The organism is Actinoplanes sp. NPDC051851 (assembly GCF_040681165.1).
Taxonomy (GTDB): Bacteria; Actinomycetota; Actinomycetes; order Mycobacteriales; family Micromonosporaceae; genus Actinoplanes.
This window is the reverse complement of the sequence record NZ_JBFAYF010000112.1, coordinates 1-16,329: the sequence shown is the minus strand read 5'-3', so window position 1 is coordinate 16,329 and position 16,329 is coordinate 1. Positions and strand designations below refer to the sequence as shown.

Here is a 16,329-nt window from a genome sequence, read left to right as displayed (position 1 = left end):
GGGGCGGTGGGTGGGCATGCAGGGCGGTGAAGCGATTATGCCCTGCATGCCCACCCACCGCCCCAACCTTGCATGGTGGTCGCATGCGGCCAGGACCCTGGTTGCTCGACCGCTCTGGGTGCATCACCGGCTTTGACTCCACCGCCATCCCGGTGGTCCGGCTACCGCGCGAGGGGTAATCCAGGACAGTGCCTTACGCAGGCCCGGCGCCTGCCGGGTCAAGCGAATAGACCGCGCCGCTTGCGCTCCACCGGCCCCGCCCGACCCAACCCTGCCAAGGGCGGCTCTGCGTGGCGTGGCGCCGGGTGCGCTGGTTGCGGTGGGGCGGCAAGGGTGAGCGGAACGGTGGCGCCGACTGGCAGCAGCCCGGGTGGCCACGGCCCGGCGGCCGACCACGATGCGTCAGTAAGGTGAGCGGTGAGCGGTGAGCGGTGAGAGGGTGAGCGGCGCGGTCTATTCGCTTGACCCCGCAGGCGCCGGGCCTGCGTGAGGTGCTGCCCTGGGGTGACCGCCGGGCGGTAGCCGGACCACGGAGACGACGGTGGACGCTCAAGCCGATGATGCACCCGCCGGGGCGAGCGACCCCTTTCCTGGCGAAACCGCAAACGATGCAAGGTTGGGGCGGAGGGTGGGCATGCAGGGCATAAATGCTCCACCGCCCTGCATGCCCACCCTCCGCCCCAACCGTCCCAGGGCGAGTGAATTCAGCCCAGAAGATGGCTTCGCAGAGACGAGATCTCCGCCGGGGTGAGGCCGATCTCCCGGACGTATGCCTCCACCGAGCCGTGCAACGCCCGCAGGTCGTCGAGGAACAGCGTCATCGCCGCCGCCGGGGAGTCGAACATGTGCTCGTTCCCGACGACCGCCTCCGGGCTGTTGCTCAGCAGGTACTCGGTCAACGGGCGCATCGCCTCGGTGGTCAGCGCGTAGTCCGCGGCGATCACGTCGTCGGGGACCCCGAGCAGCGAGAGCGTCAGGGCGCACACGGTCCCGGTACGGTCCTTGCCCGCCATGCAGTGCACGACGACCGGCGCGAGGTCGGGTTGGGCGATGACCCGGAGGGAGTCCAGGAGCGCCTGCCGCCCGTCCTCGGCGAAGTTCAGGTACCGGTCCGCCAGCCAGCGTTCGTGGACGGTGCCCTCGGGGTGTTCGATCTCCTCCCAGTCGACGTGCTTGAGGACCAGGTTGCGGTAGTCCAGGCCGTACCGTTCGTGGACCCGGCCGAACTTCTCCACCTCGTGCGGGCGGCGGAGGTCGATCACCGTGCGGACGCCGAGGGCGGTGAACGCCTCGTGGTCGTCCTCGCCGATGCGGTGCAGGGAATCGGCCCGGAACAGGCGTCGCCAGCGCACCGTGCGCCCGTCGAGACCGGTGTATCCGCCGACGTCGCGGAAGTTGTAGGTGGAGGAGAATCCCAGGTTACGTGAGTACGATTCGGCTACCACGCCGTCGAAACTAGTCTCGAAACGTGGAACAGTGCCTCCCCCGAACCCGGATAGTGGCATGCTTCATCACGTGACCCACCTCGTGCTGATTATTCGCACCTAGCGCGCCGGCTGACTTCTCGCCGACGCGCAGACCTCCCGCATCCGCGGGGGGTCTTTTTGTTGTGCTGGGTCTCCGAATCGAAAGGACCTCCCCGATGGACTACCAGGTGTTCGACACGACCTTGCGTGACGGCGGTCAGCGCGAGGGCATCAGCTACACGGTCACCGACAAGCTCGCGGTCGCCAAGCTCCTGGACGAGTTCGGGGTGGGCTTCATCGAGGGCGGCTGGCCCGGCGCCATGCCCAAGGACACCGAGTTCTTCGAACGAGCGAAGACCGAGCTGGACCTGAAGCACGCGGTCCTGGTCGCCTTCGGCTCGACCCGCAAGGCGGGCGTGGACGTGGCGGCGGACGCGCAGGTCAAGGCACTGATCGACGCGGGAACCCCGGTGGTCTGCGTGGTCGCCAAGTCCGACATCCGGCACGTGGAGCGGGCGCTGCGGACCACCGGCGAGGAGAACCTGGCGATGGTCCGGGACACCGTGCGGCACCTGGTCGCCAGCGGGCGCCGCGCGTTCGTCGACTGTGAGCACTTCTTCGACGGCTTCCGGTACGACCCGGAGTACACCGCCAGCGTCGTGCAGGCGGCGATCGACGCGGGCGCCGAGCGCGTGGTCATGTGCGACACGAACGGCGGCATGCTCCCCTCGATGATCACCAAGGCGGTCACCGAGGTGGTCGAGCGGACCGGGGTGAGCGCCGACCGCCTCGGCATCCACTGCCAGAACGACACCGCCTGCGCCGTGGCGAACACCGTCGCCGCGGTCGAGGCGGGCGTCAAGCACTTCCAGTGCACCGCGAACGGGTACGGCGAGCGGCCCGGCAACGCGGACCTCTTCGCCACGGTCAGCAACCTGCAACTGAAGCTCGGGCTGAAGGTCCTACCGGACGGATGCCTGGAGAAGGCGACGCGGGTCTCCACCGCGCTCGCCGAGATCGCCAACATCGCCCCCGACACCCACCAGGCCTATGTCGGGGCCGCGGCCTTCGCTCACAAGGCGGGACTGCACGCGAGCGCGATCAAGGTGGATCCGCTGCTCTACAACCACATCGACCCGTCGGTGGTGGGCAACGACATGCGGATCCTGGTGACCGAGATGGCCGGCCGGGCCAGCATCGAGCTCAAGGCACGCGAGCTCGGCATCGACCTGGCCGGCCATCCGGAGACGCTCTCCACGGTCACCCGCCGGGTGAAGGATCTGGAGGCGGAGGGCTGGTCGTTCGAGGCCGCCGACGCCTCGTTCGAGCTGCTGGTCCGGGCCGAGCTGCCCGGCTCCGACGTGGCGAAGCCGTTCACGCTGGAGTCGTACCGGGTGCTGGTCGAGCACCGGGAGGACGGCACGGTGATCTCCGAGGCGACCGTGAAGGTCCGGGTCCGCGGCGAGCGGGTGATCGCCACGGCCGAGGGGAACGGCCCGGTCAACGCGCTGGACGAGGCGCTGCGCTCGGCGCTGGCGAACCACTATCCGGCGCTGAAGACCTTCGAGCTGACCGATTTCAAGGTACGCATCCTGGAGGGCAGCCACGGCACCAACGCGATCACCCGGGTGCTGTTGGACACCGGCGACCGCAACCGCGAGTGGACCACGGTCGGCGTCCACGAGAACATCGTCGAGGCGAGCTGGACGGCCCTCGTGGACGCGCTGACCTACGGCCTGGCCCGTACCCCCGCGCAGCCGGCCGGCTCCGCTTCGCTCCGCGGGTGATTGCCGGGTAACCGGTGAGATGGAGGTCGGTTTCCTGCCACCCGCAAACCCCGCGGGCGTCGGCAGACCGTCTGCCATCTCACCGGCGGCGATCACCGGGCCTGAGGAAGTAATCCCTGGCTCCGGGCGGAGGCGACCGCGTCGATCAGCGCGATCGCCTCCGCGCCGGGCATCGGGTCGAGTCGCCGGCCGTCGCGCAGGCGCAGGGCCACCCGGCCGTCGGCGGCCTCGCGGTCGCCGATCACCGCGAGGTAGGGGACCCGGCGGGCGTTGCGGATCCGGGCCCCGACCGAGCCGTCGGGGAGCACCTCGGCGCGCAGACCGGCGCCGAGGACGCGCTCGGCGAACGCCGCGGCGGCCTCGTCGTGTGCCGCGCCGACCGGGAGGACGGCGAGCTGCACCGGGGCGTACCAGACCGGGAACGCGCCGTCGTGGAGCTCGATCAGGTGGCCGAAGAGCCGCTCCATCGAGCCGACCAGGCTGCGGTGGATCATGACGGGGTGGGCCTTGGCGCCGGACGCGTCGATGTAGCTCAGGTCGAACCGCTCCGGCTGGTGGTAGTCGATCTGGACGGTGGCGATGGTCCACTCCCGGCCGGCCGCGTCCGCGACCTGCACGTCGATCTTCGGACCGTAGAACGCGGCCTCGCCCTCCGCCTCGGCGTACGAGAAGGAACTGCTGGAAAGCGCGTCGCGCAGCAGACGCTCGGCCCGCGCCCAGCTCGCGTCCGAGCCGCCGTACGCCTTCCCCGGGCCACGCAGCGACAGCCGGACCGAGGCCGGCCGCAGGCCGAGCGCGGCGTGCGCCTCCCGCATCAGCCGCAGCACCCGGGCCACCTCGCCGGCGGCCTGCTCCTCGGGGCAGAAGACGTGCGCGTCGTTGAGCGCGATCTGCCGGACCCGGGACAGACCGCCGAGGACCCCGGAGCGCTCGGCCCGGAACATCGGCGCCAGCTCGGCGATCCGCAACGGCAGTTCCCGGTACGACCGTTGCCGCGCCCGGAAGATCATCGCGTGGTGCGGGCAGTTGCTCGGCCGCAGCATCAGCTCGTCCTCGCCGACCGCCATCGGCGGGAACATGTCGTCGGCGAAGTTCGCCAGATGGCCGGAGAGCTCGAACATCCGGCGTTTGCCCAGGACGGGCGAGTGGACGTGCCGGTATCCGGCCCGGCGCTCCAGATCGTGGAGGTACGCCTCGACCTGGTGGCGCGCGGCCGAGCCGTCCGGCAGCCAGAACGGCAGCCCGGCGCCGATCAGCGGGTCGGAGTCGAAGAGGCCGAGCTCGCGCCCGAGCCTGCGGTGGTCCTGCATGGTGGGGTCTCCCGTTTCGCGAAAGGGCGACCCCACCAGAGCCTGGGCGAGTCGCCCGGGCCGGTGCTGAACGTGGTCAGCGGAGAACGACGCCGGGGTGTCCCGGCGTGGTCGTGTTCGCGCTGATCCGCATGCCGGCGATGTTAGGACCCGTCCGCCGGGGCGGGCGACCAGTTTTCCGTCGTGAGCTGGTACAGGTGGTGGTCCTGCCACTCGCCGGCGATCCGCAGGTAGCGCGGTGCGGTGCCGAACCGCTGGAAGCCGTTCTTCTCCAGCACCCGCTGCGAGCGCACGTTGTGCAGCAGCGTGGCCGCCTCCACCCGGTGCAGGCCGTGCTCGACGAAGGCCTCCCGGAGCGTCAGCGACACGGCGGCCGAGGCGACGCCGCGCCCGGTCCGCCGCTCGGCCATCCAGTAGCCCAGGCTGCCGGAGAGGAACGGGCCGCGGACCACGTTGTTCAGGTTGATCCGGCCGACGATCGTGCCCTCCTCGACGATCGCGTACGGGAACGAGGTGCCGGCGCGCGCGAGGTCGACGAGGATCTGCCGCTGGACGTCCACGGTGTAGAAGTCCTCGGGGCGGGCCGGATCCCAGGGCCGGTGGTAGGCCCGATTCTCGATCAGGAGGGCGGTGAGCTCGGCGGCGTCGTCGAGGACGACCGGGCGGACGGAGACGCTCATGACGCCATCGGGAGGATCAGTCCGGCGATCACCGCGCGGTGATCCGATCTGGGTACGTTGTGCACCGTGACATCCTGTACCCCGATCCGGGTGTCGGCCAGTACGTGATCGATGGTGACCGGTGGGATCGGGTCCCCGTCGTACGGTCCCCAGGTGCCGACCAGCCCCCGCCCGACGGTGTCCGCGGCGTCCCGGTACCCGCTGGCGATCAGCGTCCGCAGCGGCGCCAGGTCGAGCGTCGAGTTGAAGTCGCCGAGCAGGATCCGCGCGGTGCCCGCCGGGTCGGCCCGCGGCTCGGCGGCCATGTCCCCGGCCCAGCCGGCCAACAGGTCGAGCCCGGCGGGTGCGAGGGGATGCGCCGACTCGACCAGGACCGGCGCGGCGCCGTCGGGCTGGATCACGCCGTACGCCTGGTGGAAGCCGCCCTGGTTGATCCGCGTCCCGGTGCCGGTGAGCGGGTAGCGGGAGTAGAGCCCGGACCCGGTGGCGCCCCACTCCGGCGAGAGCTGTGAGTACGGCAGCAGGTCGCCGAGCCCGGCCTCCGCCAGGGAGCGCTCGGCGCCGGGACTGAACTCCTGCACGGCGAGGACCGCGACGTCGTTCTCCCGGACCAGTGTCACGATGGTCGCCGCGTCGGCGCCGCCGAAGAGCATGTTCGAGGTCATCACGTGCAGCGCGACGCCCCGCGACAGGCCCTTGTCGAGGTCGGGCAGGGCGCGGGGCAGCACGCAGGCGGCCAGTGCGACGGCGGTCAGCAGCGCCACCACGCCCGGCAGCCGGCGCCGGGTGAGCAGCCCGATCAGGGCCGGCACCCAGGCCCCGACGGCCACGTACGGCGTGAAGGCCAGCAGCGGGACGAGCGGGGAGTGGCCCTCCCAGCCGCCCAGCCGGATCACCGTCCAGCAGAGGCCGGGCAGCAGGAGCAGCCAGAGCAGAACGGTGCCGATCGTGCGGCGGCGAGCCGGGCGCGTCCCCGGCGGCGCGTCGGTGATCGTCATGCGGCCGACGTTATCCGGCGTCCGCTACCGGCGCGCCGCCGAGGCGACGTCGGTCACTTTTTACAGATCGACGTCGGTGATCTCGCCGAACTCGGCCAGCTCGTCCCGGATCACCGCGGCGTCGCCCTCGACGACCAGGGTGAGGCCCCCGGGCGCGAGGTGCTTCGCGGCGGCCGCGGAGACCTGCTCCACGGTGGCCTCCAGGTACTCCCGGCGCAGCCGCTCGTAGTAGTCGTCCGGCAGGCCGTGCACGACCAGGGTGGCCAGCGCCCCGGCGATCGCGCCCGGGGTCTGCATCTCCACCGAGAGCTGCCCGGCCCGCCACGACCGGGCGACGTCCAGTTCGGCCTCGGTGACACCGGTCGCCTGGGTCTCGGCGATCTCGTGCAGGGTGTCCCGGACGGCAGGCCCGGTCACCGCGGTCTGCACGCTCGCGGCCACCTCGAACCGGCCCGCGCGCCGGGTCATCCCGTACGAGCCGCGGATGCCGTACGTGTACCCCTTCACCTCGCGGATCTGATGGTTCAGCCGGGAGGTGAACGCCCCGCCGAGCACCGTGGCGGCGAGCGTCATCGGCACGTAGTCGGGCGTGGCGCGCTCCGGGGCGCGGTGCCCGAGCCGCAGCGTCGACTGCACCGAGCCGGGCCGGTCCACCAGCAGCACGTGCGGGCGGGTGGGCACCGGCACGCCGAGCGGGCCCTCCGGGGCGACCAGGCCGCCCGAGGTACCGGCGAACGCGGCCTCGGCCAGCACGTCCAGGTCGACCTCGTCCAGGTCGCCGGTGACCAGCAGCACGCCGGGCCGGAGCATCCACGAGCGGTGGAACTCCAGCACGTCGTCCACGGACACCGCGGCCACCGAGGCGGGGTCGCCGTGCAGCGGCCGGCGGTACCGGCCGTCGGCGGCGAACAGGTCGGCCCGGAGCGCGGCGTCGGCGCGGGGACCGGGCTGGGCCCAGTCCATCTTCAGCGCGGCGACCTCGTCGTCGCGGACCCGGATCACGTCGGCCGGGTCCAGCTTCGGCGTGCGCGCGGCCTCGGCGGCGAGCCGGACCGCTCCGGCGAGCAGCGGGGCGGGCGCGGCGACGCCGACCCGGAACGAGTCCCAGTCCACCGAGGGGGAGAGCTCGGCGCCGAGGCCCTCCAGCGCCAGGGCGTACGCCGCCGAGTCGCGGGCCGTGGTGCCCTCCTCCAGGCACTTGGCCAGCACGGTGGCGGTGCCCTCGCGGCCCTCGGTCTCGCGGGCGGCGCTGGCGTCGAGCAGCAGCACCGCGGTGGCGAGGACCTGGCCGGGCAGGTGGGCGGCGATCACGGTGCCGCCGTGCGCGCTGATCCGGCGTACGGCCGGGAACGCGTACGGCCGGGCCGCACCGGGCTCGGGACGAACGGTGATGAGCGTCATGCGGACTCCTCGGGCAGGTACGTGAGGGTGACCCGGGACTCCGGGGAGAGCGTCTCGCGGGCCGCCGCGACCAGGTCGTCGGCGGTGACCGCGAGCCAGCGCGGCAGCCGGGAGCCGGCCGCGGCCGGGTCGCCGAACTGGGTCGCGTACCGGCCGAGCAGGTCCGCGCGGCCGCCGACCGTGGCGACCCCGCGCCACCAGGCGGTGGTGAGCAGCGCCTTGGCCCGGTTCAGCTCGTCGTCGGTGACCGGCTCGTCGGCCAGGCTCTGGACCACCTCGGCGAGCCCGGCCTCCAGCGTGGCGACGTCGACGCCGTCCTTCGCGGTGGCCGTGATGATCAGCGGCGCGGGGGCGTGTGCCAGGTCGACGCCGTACGACCCGATGTAGTCCGGCTGGGCGATCCGCTTGCCGTCGGCGAGGCGCTGGTAGAGGCGGCTGCCCCGGCCGTTGCCGAGCACGGTGGCGAGCACGGTGATCGCGTCGTATCCGGGGGTGCCGAACGGGTACGTCCGGTGCGACAGGTAGAGCCGGGGCGCCGGGACGGCCGCGGTGACGGTCTCCCGGACCGGAGCGGTGGCCGGAATGGGCAGCGAGCCGTCCGGCGCGGCGGGGATGCCGGTGACCGCGGCGATCGCCCCGAAGTACTTCTCGGCCAGCCGGAACACCTCGTCCGCCGCGACGTCACCGGTGACGGTGAGGACGGCGTTGTTCGGCGCGTAGTACTGCTGGTGGAACGCCTTGAAGGTGTCCAGCCCGGCCGCGTTCAGGTCCTCCATCGACCCGATCGTGGCGTGGTGGTACGGGTGCCCCTGCGGGTAGAGCAGCGGCAGCAGGCGCAGCCACGCGTCGCCGTAGGGCACGTTGTCGTACCGCTGGCGCCGTTCGTTCTTGACCACCTCGCGCTGGTTGTCGAGGGTCTCCTGGGTGAGCGCGGGCACCAGCCCGCCCATCCGGTCCGCCTCCAGCCAGAGGGCCAGCTCCAGGTGCTCGGCCGGCATCGTCTCGAAGTAGTTCGTCCGGTCCGGGTTGGTGGTGGCGTTCAGCGAACCGCCGTTGCCCTGCACCAGCCGCATGTGCTCGGTCTTGCGCACGTGCTGCGAGCCCTCGAACATGAGGTGCTCGAAGAGGTGCGCGAAACCGGTCTGACCGGCGGGTTCGTGGCGTGACCCGACGTCGTACCAGAGGTTGACGCAGACGACCGGAGACGTCCGGTCCTCGCTGACGACGACGCGCAGGCCGTTGGCGAGTCGCGTGCTTTCGATGGGCCACGGATAACCGGTCGTGGCGACCGGCGCGGATGGTGACGTCACCCGACCCATCTTGCCCTGTCCGATGCCCCTTCGGCCCGGCTGCGCCGGTCCGGGCGGTTACCCGATGGCGGGAGCCCGGCCCGGATGCGATGCTTGGCCGCGTGCTTGAGGACGTACGGGTGAACGACCGCCTGACCATTCCCGCGGCGGAGCTCGCCTGGCGTTTCTCCCGTTCCGGCGGCCCCGGTGGCCAGGGCGTCAACACCACCGACTCGCGGGTCGAGCTCTCCTGGGACCTGGGCGGCTCCGATCTGCTGCCGCCGTCGCTGAAGGAGCGTGCTCTCGGCCGGCTCGGCGCCCGCCTGGTGTCGGGTGTGCTCACCGTCACCGCCTCCGAGCACCGCTCCCAGCTGCGCAACCGGGAGGCCGCCGCGGCCCGCCTGGGCAACCTGGTGGCCTCGGCGGTCGCCCCGCCGCCCCGGGCCCGCCGCGCGACCCGCCCCACCAAGGGTTCGGTGGAGCGCCGCATCGCCGACAAGAAGCGCCGGGGCCAGATCAAGCAGAACCGCCGGGACTATCCGGAGTGAGCAGCGGCCGCCACGCGCGCAGCGCCCCGGCCAGCTGATCGAGGAGCGGCGCGGGGAGACCGGCGGTCAGTTCGGCCAGCACCGCCTCGAGGGACGGCGTCGCGGTGTCCAGCACTTCCCGTCCGGCCGGGGTCAGCACCAGCAGCGAGGACCGGCGGTCGTCCGGATTGGCCGCGCGCCGGCACCAGCCGCGCGCCTCCAACCTGTCGACGGCCTTGCTGGTGGCGCCGACCGTGATGCCGACCTCGTGGGCGACGTCCTGGACGCGGCAGTGCGGGCGGCCGCCGATGATCTGCAGCACCTCCAGCGAGCCGAGCGGCAGGCCGTGCTCGGCGCGCAGCCGGGCGTCGACCGTGTTGTAGAGCCTGGTCTCGGTGCGGACCAGGTCGTTGAAGAGGGCGGTGAGGTCCGTCACGGTTATCTTCCTGGGAATTAGATTCCAAGGAATCTAGTTTTGATGGGGCGGACTGCCATTTCATCATCGTGACGGAGGAACCACATGGACCGGGAGCAGCAGCGCGCCGTCATCCGGGAAGCGCTTGCCGGGACGCCGCGCACCAAGAAGACCGAGGCGGAGGAGCGGAGGCTCTTCGCGATGTTCTCTGCCTCGATGCCGCTCGACCCGTCGCTGACCACCGAGGACGTGACGCTGGGCGGGCGGCCGGCGGTGCGGTTGAGCGCGGGGGAGCCGCAGGCCGGGCCGACCCTGCTCTACCTGCACGGCGGCGGGTTCGTGGTCGGGTCCGGGCGGACCGGGGCGCGGCTCGCCGGTGCGCTGATCGCGCGCTCGGGCGGGGTGGCGTACTCACTGGACTACCGCCTCGCCCCGGAACATCCCTTCCCGGCCGCTTCCCGGGACGCGCTGGCGGCGTACCGGGAACTGATCGGGAGGGGTGAGGTGCTGGTCGCGGGTGACTCGGCCGGCGGAGGCCTGGTGATCTCGCTCCTGATCGCGGCCCGCGACGCGGGCCTTCCGCAGCCGGCGGCCGCGGTGGTCTTCTCACCCTGGGTGGATCTCACCCTCTCCGGCGACAGCCTGCGTACGCGCGACGGCGTCGACCCGCTCTTCGAACCGGCCTCCCTGCGCTGGTACGCCGAGCGGTACGCGCCCGGGGCGGAGCTCGCGGCCAGCCCGCTCTTCGCCGATCTGACCGGACTCGCCCCGCTGCTCGTCCAGGTGGGCGACGAGGAGCTCCTGCTCGACGACGCGGTCCGGCTCGCCGAGCGGGCCACGGCCGCCGGAGTCGCGGTGACGCTGGAGGTGGGCGCCGGGCTGCCGCACGTGTACCAGCACCACTTCGGCCGCCTCGACGACGCGGTGGACGCGCTGGATCGTGCCGCCGCCTTCCTCACCCGGGCCCGGGCGGGCGCCTGATCGCCCGGTGCCGGTGCCGGCGGCGCTCCCGGCGCTGATGTAGGGAGTCTCGGCGCTGAGGTGGGGGTTCTCAGCGTTGGTTGTAGGGGGCGACCGCCTGGCGGTTCTGGGCGGCCTCCTCCGGGCCGAGCAGCGCCTCGCAGACCCGGATCAGGCGGCTGCGCAGCCCGGCCGCCCGGCGGGCCAGCTCGCGCTGGCGGGCGACGTACTCCGCCTTGCCCTCCGGGGTCTCGATCTTGACCGGGGGATGCCCGTACGACGTCAGGTCGTACGGGCTGGCCTGCATGTCGAGCAGGCGGATCTCGCCGGCCAGCGCGAAGCAGTCGAGGGCGAGCGCGCCGGGGACGCCGGGGCCGAGCTTCTGCGCCCACTTGTGCACGTCCATCGCGGCGTGCAGGCAGCCCGGCTGGTCCAGGTCGACCTGGGTGGCCCGGGTCGGCTGCAGCCGGTTGAGCCCGACCGCCTCCGGGGTGAAGAAGCGGAACGCGTCGAAGTGCGTGCAGCGGATGGTGTGCTCCTCGACCACCCGGTCGGTCGCGGACTGGCCGAGGCGCAGCGGCAGCGGGTGCCGGTGCTCGGGGTCGCGGTAGACCATCGCCCACTCGTGCAGGCCGAAGCAGCCGGAGAAGACCGGGCGGGAGGCGGTCGCGGTGAGCAGGCCGTGGATGTACCGCACGCTCTCGCCGCGGGCGTGCACGAACGCGTCCTGGTCCAGCGCGACGATGCCGTCCTGCGAGGTCGTGTAGAACTTCCAGCCGCCCTGCTCGGCCACCGCGCCGCCGGGTGCCGGGGCGAGGCCCGCGCCGACGCCGGGGTGCCAGCGGCGCAGCAGGGACGGGCGGGTGCCGTAGTAGTCGTAGAGGAAGTCCTCGATGGCGTGCGTCTCGCCGGCCGATCGGCGGGCGCGGTGGCCGGCGGTCATCTGGTCGGCGCGCTCGGCGTGCGCCCGCGCGAGGGGAATCCAGGTGACCGAGGGCAGCGTGGTGGTGAGTGCCCTCACCTGCTTGATCCCCATCCCACCAATGTATCTAGCCGACGCGATCAACACGATCACCGTTAAGGCGCTAATGAGTTCTGCCACCGAGGGGGTGAGTCCTGCTTTGGCCGTACTGAAAGGGATTTAGAGGTTTTTATGGTCTTTGTGTGCCAGGCATAAGTTCTGTGCTGCGGTATGTAGTAGATGTGCTACGAGATTGATAGCGTGCTAGACATGACGGAGACGGTACTGACGGGGGAGTCCGGCGCCGGCCCGAGTGTGCCGATCGTCGAGCCGGTCATCGAAGTTCGTGATCTTCGGATGAGCTACGGCGCGGTGGAGGTGCTCGGCGGCATCGATTTCACGGCCCGGCCGGGCGAGGTGCTGGCGCTGCTCGGGCCGAACGGCGCGGGCAAGAGCACCACGATCGAGATCCTGGAGGGCTTCCGGCGGAGGTCGGCGGGGCACGTCCGGGTCCTCGGCGCCGATCCGGAGCGCGGCGACGAGCGATGGCGCTCCCGGCTCGGCGTGGTGCTCCAGTCGTGGCGCGATCACGGTAAGTGGCGCGTCCGGGAGCTTCTAGACTATTTCGGACAACATTATCTCCCGTACGGTCGAAACTGGCCGGTCGCCGATCTCCTCGACACGGTGGGCCTGAACGGTCAGGCCGACAGTCGCGTCGGGCATCTCTCCGGTGGCCAGCGCCGTCGGCTGGACGTGGCGATCGGGCTCGTCGGCCGTCCCGACCTGCTCTTCCTCGACGAACCGACGGTCGGCTTCGACCCGGCCGCCCGCCGCGAGTTCCAGGACCTGATACACCGCCTCAGCGACCTGGACGAGACCACTGTGCTCCTCACCACGCACGACCTGGACGAGGCGGAGAAGCTCGCCGACCGGATCCTGATCCTGGCCGGTGGGCGGATCATCGCGGACGGCTCCGCCGACGAACTCTCCCGGCGGGTGGCCGGCGAGACCGAGATCCGCTGGACCCGGGACGGGCAGCGGTTCGTCCACTCCGCCACGGACGCGGTCCCCTTCGTCCGCGACCTGCTCCGGCACCACGACGACGTCGCCGAACTCGAGGTCCGGCGGTCCAGCCTGGAGGACACCTACATGCGACTGGTCCGGGAGCACGAGAAATGATCTTCCTGGTGCGACAGGGCCTGCGGCGCGGGCTCATCGAGCTGCGCATCACGCTGCGCACGTTCAGCGACTGGTTCGGGTACGCGTTCAGCGCGGTCCTGCTGGTCGGCACGCTCCTCTTCATGGGCGACACCACGGTCGCCGGCGGGTTCTCGCTCGGCGCGATGACGCTGCCCGGCACGCTGGGCCTGCTGGTCGCGCAGACCGGGGTGGTCCTGACCGCCCAGTACCTGCTGCTCGAACGGGAGGACGGGACGCTGCTGCGGGCCAAGGCGCTGCCCGGCGGGATGGTCTCGTACCTGGTCGGCCGGATCGTGCTGGTCGGCGGGGTGATCCTGATCAGCATCGCGCTGGTGCTGATCCCCGGGCTCTTCCTGGTGGACGGCGTGTCGGTGGACGCGTCCGGCTGGCTCACCCTGCTCTGGCTGGTGCCGCTCGCCTTCCTCGCCACCATGCCGCTCGGCGCGGTGCTCGGCGCCCTGCTGGAGAACCCGCGCCTGGTCGCCTTCATCTCGCTGCCGGTGATGGTCCTGGCCGGGATCTCCGGCATCTTCTACCCGATCACCTCGATGCCGGGATGGCTCCAGGGCGTCGCCCAGGTCTTCCCGGTCTACTGGCTAGGGTTGGGGCTGCGATCGGCGTTCCTGCCCGACGCCTTCGCCGCCGCCGAGCTGGGCGGCGCGTGGCGGACCTGGCAGACCGCCGGTGTCCTGCTGTTCTGGGCGGTCCTCGGGCTCTCGCTCGCGCCCGGGGTGCTGCGCCGGATGGCCCGCCGGGAATCCGGTTCGGCCATGGCGGAGCGCCGGCAGCGGGCGCTGTCCCGGGTGGGTGTCTGAGGGAGCCATGGCGAGCGAGATCACGTACAACCGGATCGCGATGCTGCGTGCCGAACGGGGGATCTCGCGGCGGCAGCTGGCGGACGCGCTGGGTGTGCACTATCAGACGGTGGGCTATCTGGAGCGCGGCGAGTTCAGTCCCAGCCTGCACCTGGCGCTGCGGATCTGCGCGTACTTCGAGGTGCCGATCGAGGTGGTCTTCTCGCTGGAGCCGTTCCCGCGGCTCGGCGTGGAGGCTCGCCCGGCGTAGATTTCGGGGAAGTCCTTTCCTCTTCCGCAGATGGGGTTCCCTGTGCGCTTCGCCCGCTTTGTTCATGCCAACGGAGTGTCGTTCGGCGTCGTCGAGGGCGACGGCTCCTCCGGCCTCACGGTCGCCGAGATCAGCAGCCTGCCCTTCGAGGAGGTGCGCCTCACCGGCCAGCGGTGGGCGCTCCCCGACGTACGCCTGCTCGCCCCGATCTTCTCCAGCAAGGTGATCGGCGTCGGCCGCAACTACGCCGACCACGCCGCCGAGATGGGCAACGAGGTACCCGCCGAGCCGCTGATCTTCATCAAGCCCTCCACCTCGGTGATCGGCCCGAACGACGCGATCCGGATCCCCTCGGTCACCGAGCGGGTCGACGAGGAGGCCGAGCTGGCCGTGGTGATCGGCGCGACCGGTGCCCGCCGGGTCGACCGGGCCGGCGCCGAGAAGGCCATCTTCGGGTACACCTGCGCCAACGACGTCACCGCCCGCGACCTGCAGCGCAAGGACCCGCAGTGGACCCGGGCCAAGGGCTTCGACTCGTTCTGCCCGCTCGGTCCGTGGATCGTCACCGACCTGGACGTCAGCGACCTGGAGGTGCGCTGCGAGGTCGGCCGCGACCCGGAGAACCTCGAGGTGCGCCAGATCGGCCGGACCAAGGACATGGTCTTCGACATCCCGAGCCTGGTGTCGTACGTGTCGCACGTGATGACGCTGCTGCCCGGCGACGTCATCCTGACCGGCACCCCGGCCGGCGTCAGCCAGATCGTGCCCGGCGACACCGTCTCGATCAGCATCCAGGGCATCGGCGAACTGCGGAACACCGTCGTCGCGCTGGACTGAGTCCCGCCCCTCCGCGTCCTGTCGTCCCTCTCCCGGAGGTTGTCGTGCGGATCCTGGTCACCGGCGCCACTGCCAAGATCGGCCGGATGGTCGTCGGCGAGCTGCTCGCTCGCGGCGCCACCGACATCCGCGCGCTGACCGTCGACCCGGCGCGCGCCGCCCTGCCGTCCCCGGTCGAAGTGGTCCACGGCCACTTCGGCCGGCGCGGCACGGTCGCCACCGCTCTGGCGGGCGTCGACCGGATGTACCTCGCGCCGCACCTGCCCACCGCGGCGGAGGTCTGCGCGATGGCCGCCGCCGCGGGCGTCCGGCACATCGTCGACCTGGCCGGCGTGAAGGGCGGCGAGTGGCAGCCGATCGAGGACGCGGTCGAGGCCAGTGGGGCCGCCTGGACCCACCTGGAGCCCGGTGAGTTCATCTCCAACGCGACGATCTGGGCGCCGCAGATCCGTGCGGGGGACGAGGTGCGGGACGCGTACCCGGACGTGGCGAACGCGCCGGTCGCGGAGGAGGACATCGCCGCCGTGGCCGCCGCGGTGCTGCTCTCGGACGACCACGCGGGCGCCTCGCTCCCGCTCACCGGCCCGGCCGCGCTCAGCCGCCGGGAGAAGGTCGCCGAGCTCGGCGCCGGTCTCGGGCGCGACCTGCGCTACGTCGAGCTGACCGGCGAGGCCGCCCGCGCGCGGTTCACCGAGTCCATGGGTCCCTACGGCGACTGGTACCTGGCGAACCTCGCGAGCATGGCGGCCCACCCACCGCAGCAGGTGGTATCGACGGTTGGCGATCTACTGGGCCGCCCCGCCACCGGCTACCGGGAGTGGGCGGCCGCACACGCGGATCTGTTTCGGTAACCCGATTTGGCGGGCGGGGAGGGCTCGGGTAAAGTTCTCAACGGCTCGGCAAGCCGGGCCAAATGGGGTATGGGGTAATTGGCAGCCCGACTGATTCTGGTTCAGTTAGTCTAGGTTCGAGTCCTGGTACCCCAGCGATGTCGCTCCCTTCGGGGGCGGCAGCGCTGGAAGCGCGAGGTTTGCGCTGGCAGCACGGTTGTACAGCACGTCCTGGTCCCGTCGTCTAGCGGCCTAGGACGCCGCCCTCTCAAGGCGGTAGCGAGGGTTCGAATCCCTTCGGGACTACCAGATGAGAAAGCCCGCACCGTGATCGGTGCGGGCTTTCTTCTTTCCCCCCTCCAGCCACCCCGCGTTGCGTCCCCGCCCACCGCGCCGCCCGCGCCCACCGCGCTGCCTATACCGCTCGCGCCCACCGCCCGCGCTGCCCGGCGCCTACGCCGTTCGCGTTGCCCGGCGGCCGCGCTCGCCGGTGGGGTTCGCGAGGCCCGCGGTCGGTTGTGCTCGTGCAGCGGTCCGGGGTTGTGGGGGGGGAGGCGGGCGTGAGGAGGACTTAAGGCAAAAACAAGAACAACCCCACAAAAA

General features: G+C 71.7%; 16 protein-coding genes and 2 tRNA genes. 10 read left to right on the top strand and 8 right to left on the bottom strand.

Annotated features, from left to right (window positions below; translation table 11 throughout):
• Positions 1-704 precede the first annotated feature (704 nt).
• Positions 705-1,445: a tyrosine-protein phosphatase gene (locus AB0M08_RS45780; RefSeq protein ID WP_364508149.1), complete on the bottom strand. Its 741-nt coding sequence runs from the start codon at positions 1,443-1,445 to the stop codon at positions 705-707.
• 197 nt (positions 1,446-1,642) lie between these two features.
• On the opposite strand from AB0M08_RS45780, the gene cimA reads away from it, so the two are divergent.
• Positions 1,643-3,253: a citramalate synthase gene (gene cimA / locus AB0M08_RS45775; RefSeq protein WP_364508146.1), complete on the top strand. Its 1,611-nt coding sequence runs from the start codon at positions 1,643-1,645 to the stop codon at positions 3,251-3,253.
• Between the two features lie 92 nt (positions 3,254-3,345).
• Here cimA and thrS read toward each other — a convergent pair whose 3' ends face one another.
• The 5 genes from thrS to AB0M08_RS45750 form a co-directional block, all read right to left on the bottom strand.
• The gene (gene thrS, locus AB0M08_RS45770) at positions 3,346-4,563 is read right to left on the bottom strand and encodes a threonine--tRNA ligase (RefSeq protein WP_364508143.1); all 1,218 of its coding nucleotides are present in this window, start codon (positions 4,561-4,563) and stop codon (positions 3,346-3,348) included.
• A 143-nt stretch (positions 4,564-4,706) separates the two neighbouring features.
• On the bottom strand, positions 4,707-5,243 hold the full coding sequence (locus tag AB0M08_RS45765) for a GNAT family protein (protein WP_364508140.1): 537 nt from the start codon (positions 5,241-5,243) through the stop codon (positions 4,707-4,709).
• On the bottom strand, positions 5,240-6,241 hold the full coding sequence (locus AB0M08_RS45760) for an endonuclease/exonuclease/phosphatase family protein (RefSeq protein WP_364508138.1): 1,002 nt from the start codon (positions 6,239-6,241) through the stop codon (positions 5,240-5,242). The genes AB0M08_RS45765 and AB0M08_RS45760 overlap by 4 nt, the downstream gene beginning before the upstream one ends.
• A 60-nt stretch (positions 6,242-6,301) precedes the next feature.
• Positions 6,302-7,642, bottom strand: a complete 1,341-nt coding sequence (locus tag AB0M08_RS45755; RefSeq protein ID WP_364508135.1) for a pitrilysin family protein — start codon at positions 7,640-7,642, stop codon at positions 6,302-6,304.
• Entirely contained in the window at positions 7,639-8,961 is a 1,323-nt protein-coding gene (locus AB0M08_RS45750; protein ID WP_364508133.1) for a pitrilysin family protein, read from the bottom strand. Before AB0M08_RS45750 ends, AB0M08_RS45755 begins: the two co-directional genes overlap by 4 nt.
• A gap of 80 nt (positions 8,962-9,041) precedes the next feature.
• On the opposite strand from AB0M08_RS45750, the gene arfB reads away from it, so the two are divergent.
• The gene (gene arfB / locus AB0M08_RS45745) at positions 9,042-9,479 is read left to right on the top strand and encodes an alternative ribosome rescue aminoacyl-tRNA hydrolase ArfB (RefSeq protein ID WP_364508131.1); all 438 of its coding nucleotides are present in this window, start codon (positions 9,042-9,044) and stop codon (positions 9,477-9,479) included.
• Here arfB and AB0M08_RS45740 read toward each other — a convergent pair.
• Positions 9,448-9,894, bottom strand: a complete 447-nt coding sequence (locus AB0M08_RS45740) for a MarR family winged helix-turn-helix transcriptional regulator (protein WP_364508128.1) — start codon at positions 9,892-9,894, stop codon at positions 9,448-9,450. The two genes, arfB and AB0M08_RS45740, sit on opposite strands and share 32 nt — an antisense overlap.
• Positions 9,895-9,978: 84 nt before the next feature.
• Between AB0M08_RS45740 and AB0M08_RS45735 the strand changes: the two genes are divergently transcribed.
• The gene (locus AB0M08_RS45735; protein ID WP_364508126.1) at positions 9,979-10,854 is read left to right on the top strand and encodes an alpha/beta hydrolase; all 876 of its coding nucleotides are present in this window, start codon (positions 9,979-9,981) and stop codon (positions 10,852-10,854) included.
• Between the two features lie 70 nt (positions 10,855-10,924).
• Here the strand turns inward: AB0M08_RS45735 and AB0M08_RS45730 are convergent, their stop codons facing one another.
• The gene (locus AB0M08_RS45730; protein ID WP_364508123.1) at positions 10,925-11,869 is read right to left on the bottom strand and encodes a 3-methyladenine DNA glycosylase; all 945 of its coding nucleotides are present in this window, start codon (positions 11,867-11,869) and stop codon (positions 10,925-10,927) included.
• Between the two features lie 195 nt (positions 11,870-12,064).
• Between AB0M08_RS45730 and AB0M08_RS45725 the strand changes: the two genes are divergently transcribed.
• The 7 genes from AB0M08_RS45725 (at position 12,065) to AB0M08_RS45695 (ending at position 16,035) form a co-directional block, all read left to right on the top strand.
• The gene (locus tag AB0M08_RS45725; protein WP_364508120.1) at positions 12,065-12,973 is read left to right on the top strand and encodes an ABC transporter ATP-binding protein; all 909 of its coding nucleotides are present in this window, start codon (positions 12,065-12,067) and stop codon (positions 12,971-12,973) included.
• On the top strand, positions 12,970-13,809 hold the full coding sequence (locus AB0M08_RS45720; RefSeq protein WP_364508119.1) for an ABC transporter permease: 840 nt from the start codon (positions 12,970-12,972) through the stop codon (positions 13,807-13,809). Before AB0M08_RS45725 ends, AB0M08_RS45720 begins: the two co-directional genes overlap by 4 nt.
• Positions 13,810-13,816: 7 nt before the next feature.
• Positions 13,817-14,059, top strand: a complete 243-nt coding sequence (locus AB0M08_RS45715; protein WP_364508118.1) for a helix-turn-helix transcriptional regulator — start codon at positions 13,817-13,819, stop codon at positions 14,057-14,059.
• A gap of 42 nt (positions 14,060-14,101) precedes the next feature.
• Positions 14,102-14,896, top strand: coding sequence for a fumarylacetoacetate hydrolase family protein (locus AB0M08_RS45710; protein ID WP_364508152.1), 795 nt, complete (start codon positions 14,102-14,104; stop codon positions 14,894-14,896).
• 44 nt (positions 14,897-14,940) lie between these two features.
• The gene (locus AB0M08_RS45705; protein ID WP_364508116.1) at positions 14,941-15,747 is read left to right on the top strand and encodes an NAD(P)H-binding protein; all 807 of its coding nucleotides are present in this window, start codon (positions 14,941-14,943) and stop codon (positions 15,745-15,747) included.
• 63 nt (positions 15,748-15,810) lie between these two features.
• A tRNA-Gln gene (locus tag AB0M08_RS45700) sits at positions 15,811-15,882 on the top strand.
• A 77-nt stretch (positions 15,883-15,959) separates the two neighbouring features.
• Positions 15,960-16,035, top strand: a tRNA-Glu gene (locus tag AB0M08_RS45695).
• Positions 16,036-16,329 lie beyond the last annotated feature (294 nt).

Bases quoted from the DNA above. Each gene is read 5' to 3' on its own strand.
- cimA (WP_364508146.1), top strand. From the start codon at position 1,643: ATGGACTACCAGGTGTTCGACACGACCTTGCGTGACGGCGGTCAGCGC.
- thrS (WP_364508143.1), bottom strand. From the start codon at position 4,563: ATGCAGGACCACCGCAGGCTCGGGCGCGAGCTCGGCCTCTTCGACTCC.
- AB0M08_RS45765 (WP_364508140.1), bottom strand. From the start codon at position 5,243: ATGAGCGTCTCCGTCCGCCCGGTCGTCCTCGACGACGCCGCCGAGCTC.
- AB0M08_RS45760 (WP_364508138.1), bottom strand. From the start codon at position 6,241: ATGACGATCACCGACGCGCCGCCGGGGACGCGCCCGGCTCGCCGCCGC.
- AB0M08_RS45755 (WP_364508135.1), bottom strand. From the start codon at position 7,642: ATGACGCTCATCACCGTTCGTCCCGAGCCCGGTGCGGCCCGGCCGTAC.
- AB0M08_RS45750 (WP_364508133.1), bottom strand. From the start codon at position 8,961: ATGGGTCGGGTGACGTCACCATCCGCGCCGGTCGCCACGACCGGTTAT.
- arfB (WP_364508131.1), top strand. From the start codon at position 9,042: ATGCTTGGCCGCGTGCTTGAGGACGTACGGGTGAACGACCGCCTGACC.
- AB0M08_RS45735 (WP_364508126.1), top strand. From the start codon at position 9,979: ATGGACCGGGAGCAGCAGCGCGCCGTCATCCGGGAAGCGCTTGCCGGG.
- AB0M08_RS45730 (WP_364508123.1), bottom strand. From the start codon at position 11,869: ATGGGGATCAAGCAGGTGAGGGCACTCACCACCACGCTGCCCTCGGTC.
- AB0M08_RS45725 (WP_364508120.1), top strand. From the start codon at position 12,065: ATGACGGAGACGGTACTGACGGGGGAGTCCGGCGCCGGCCCGAGTGTG.
- AB0M08_RS45720 (WP_364508119.1), top strand. From the start codon at position 12,970: ATGATCTTCCTGGTGCGACAGGGCCTGCGGCGCGGGCTCATCGAGCTG.
- AB0M08_RS45715 (WP_364508118.1), top strand. From the start codon at position 13,817: ATGGCGAGCGAGATCACGTACAACCGGATCGCGATGCTGCGTGCCGAA.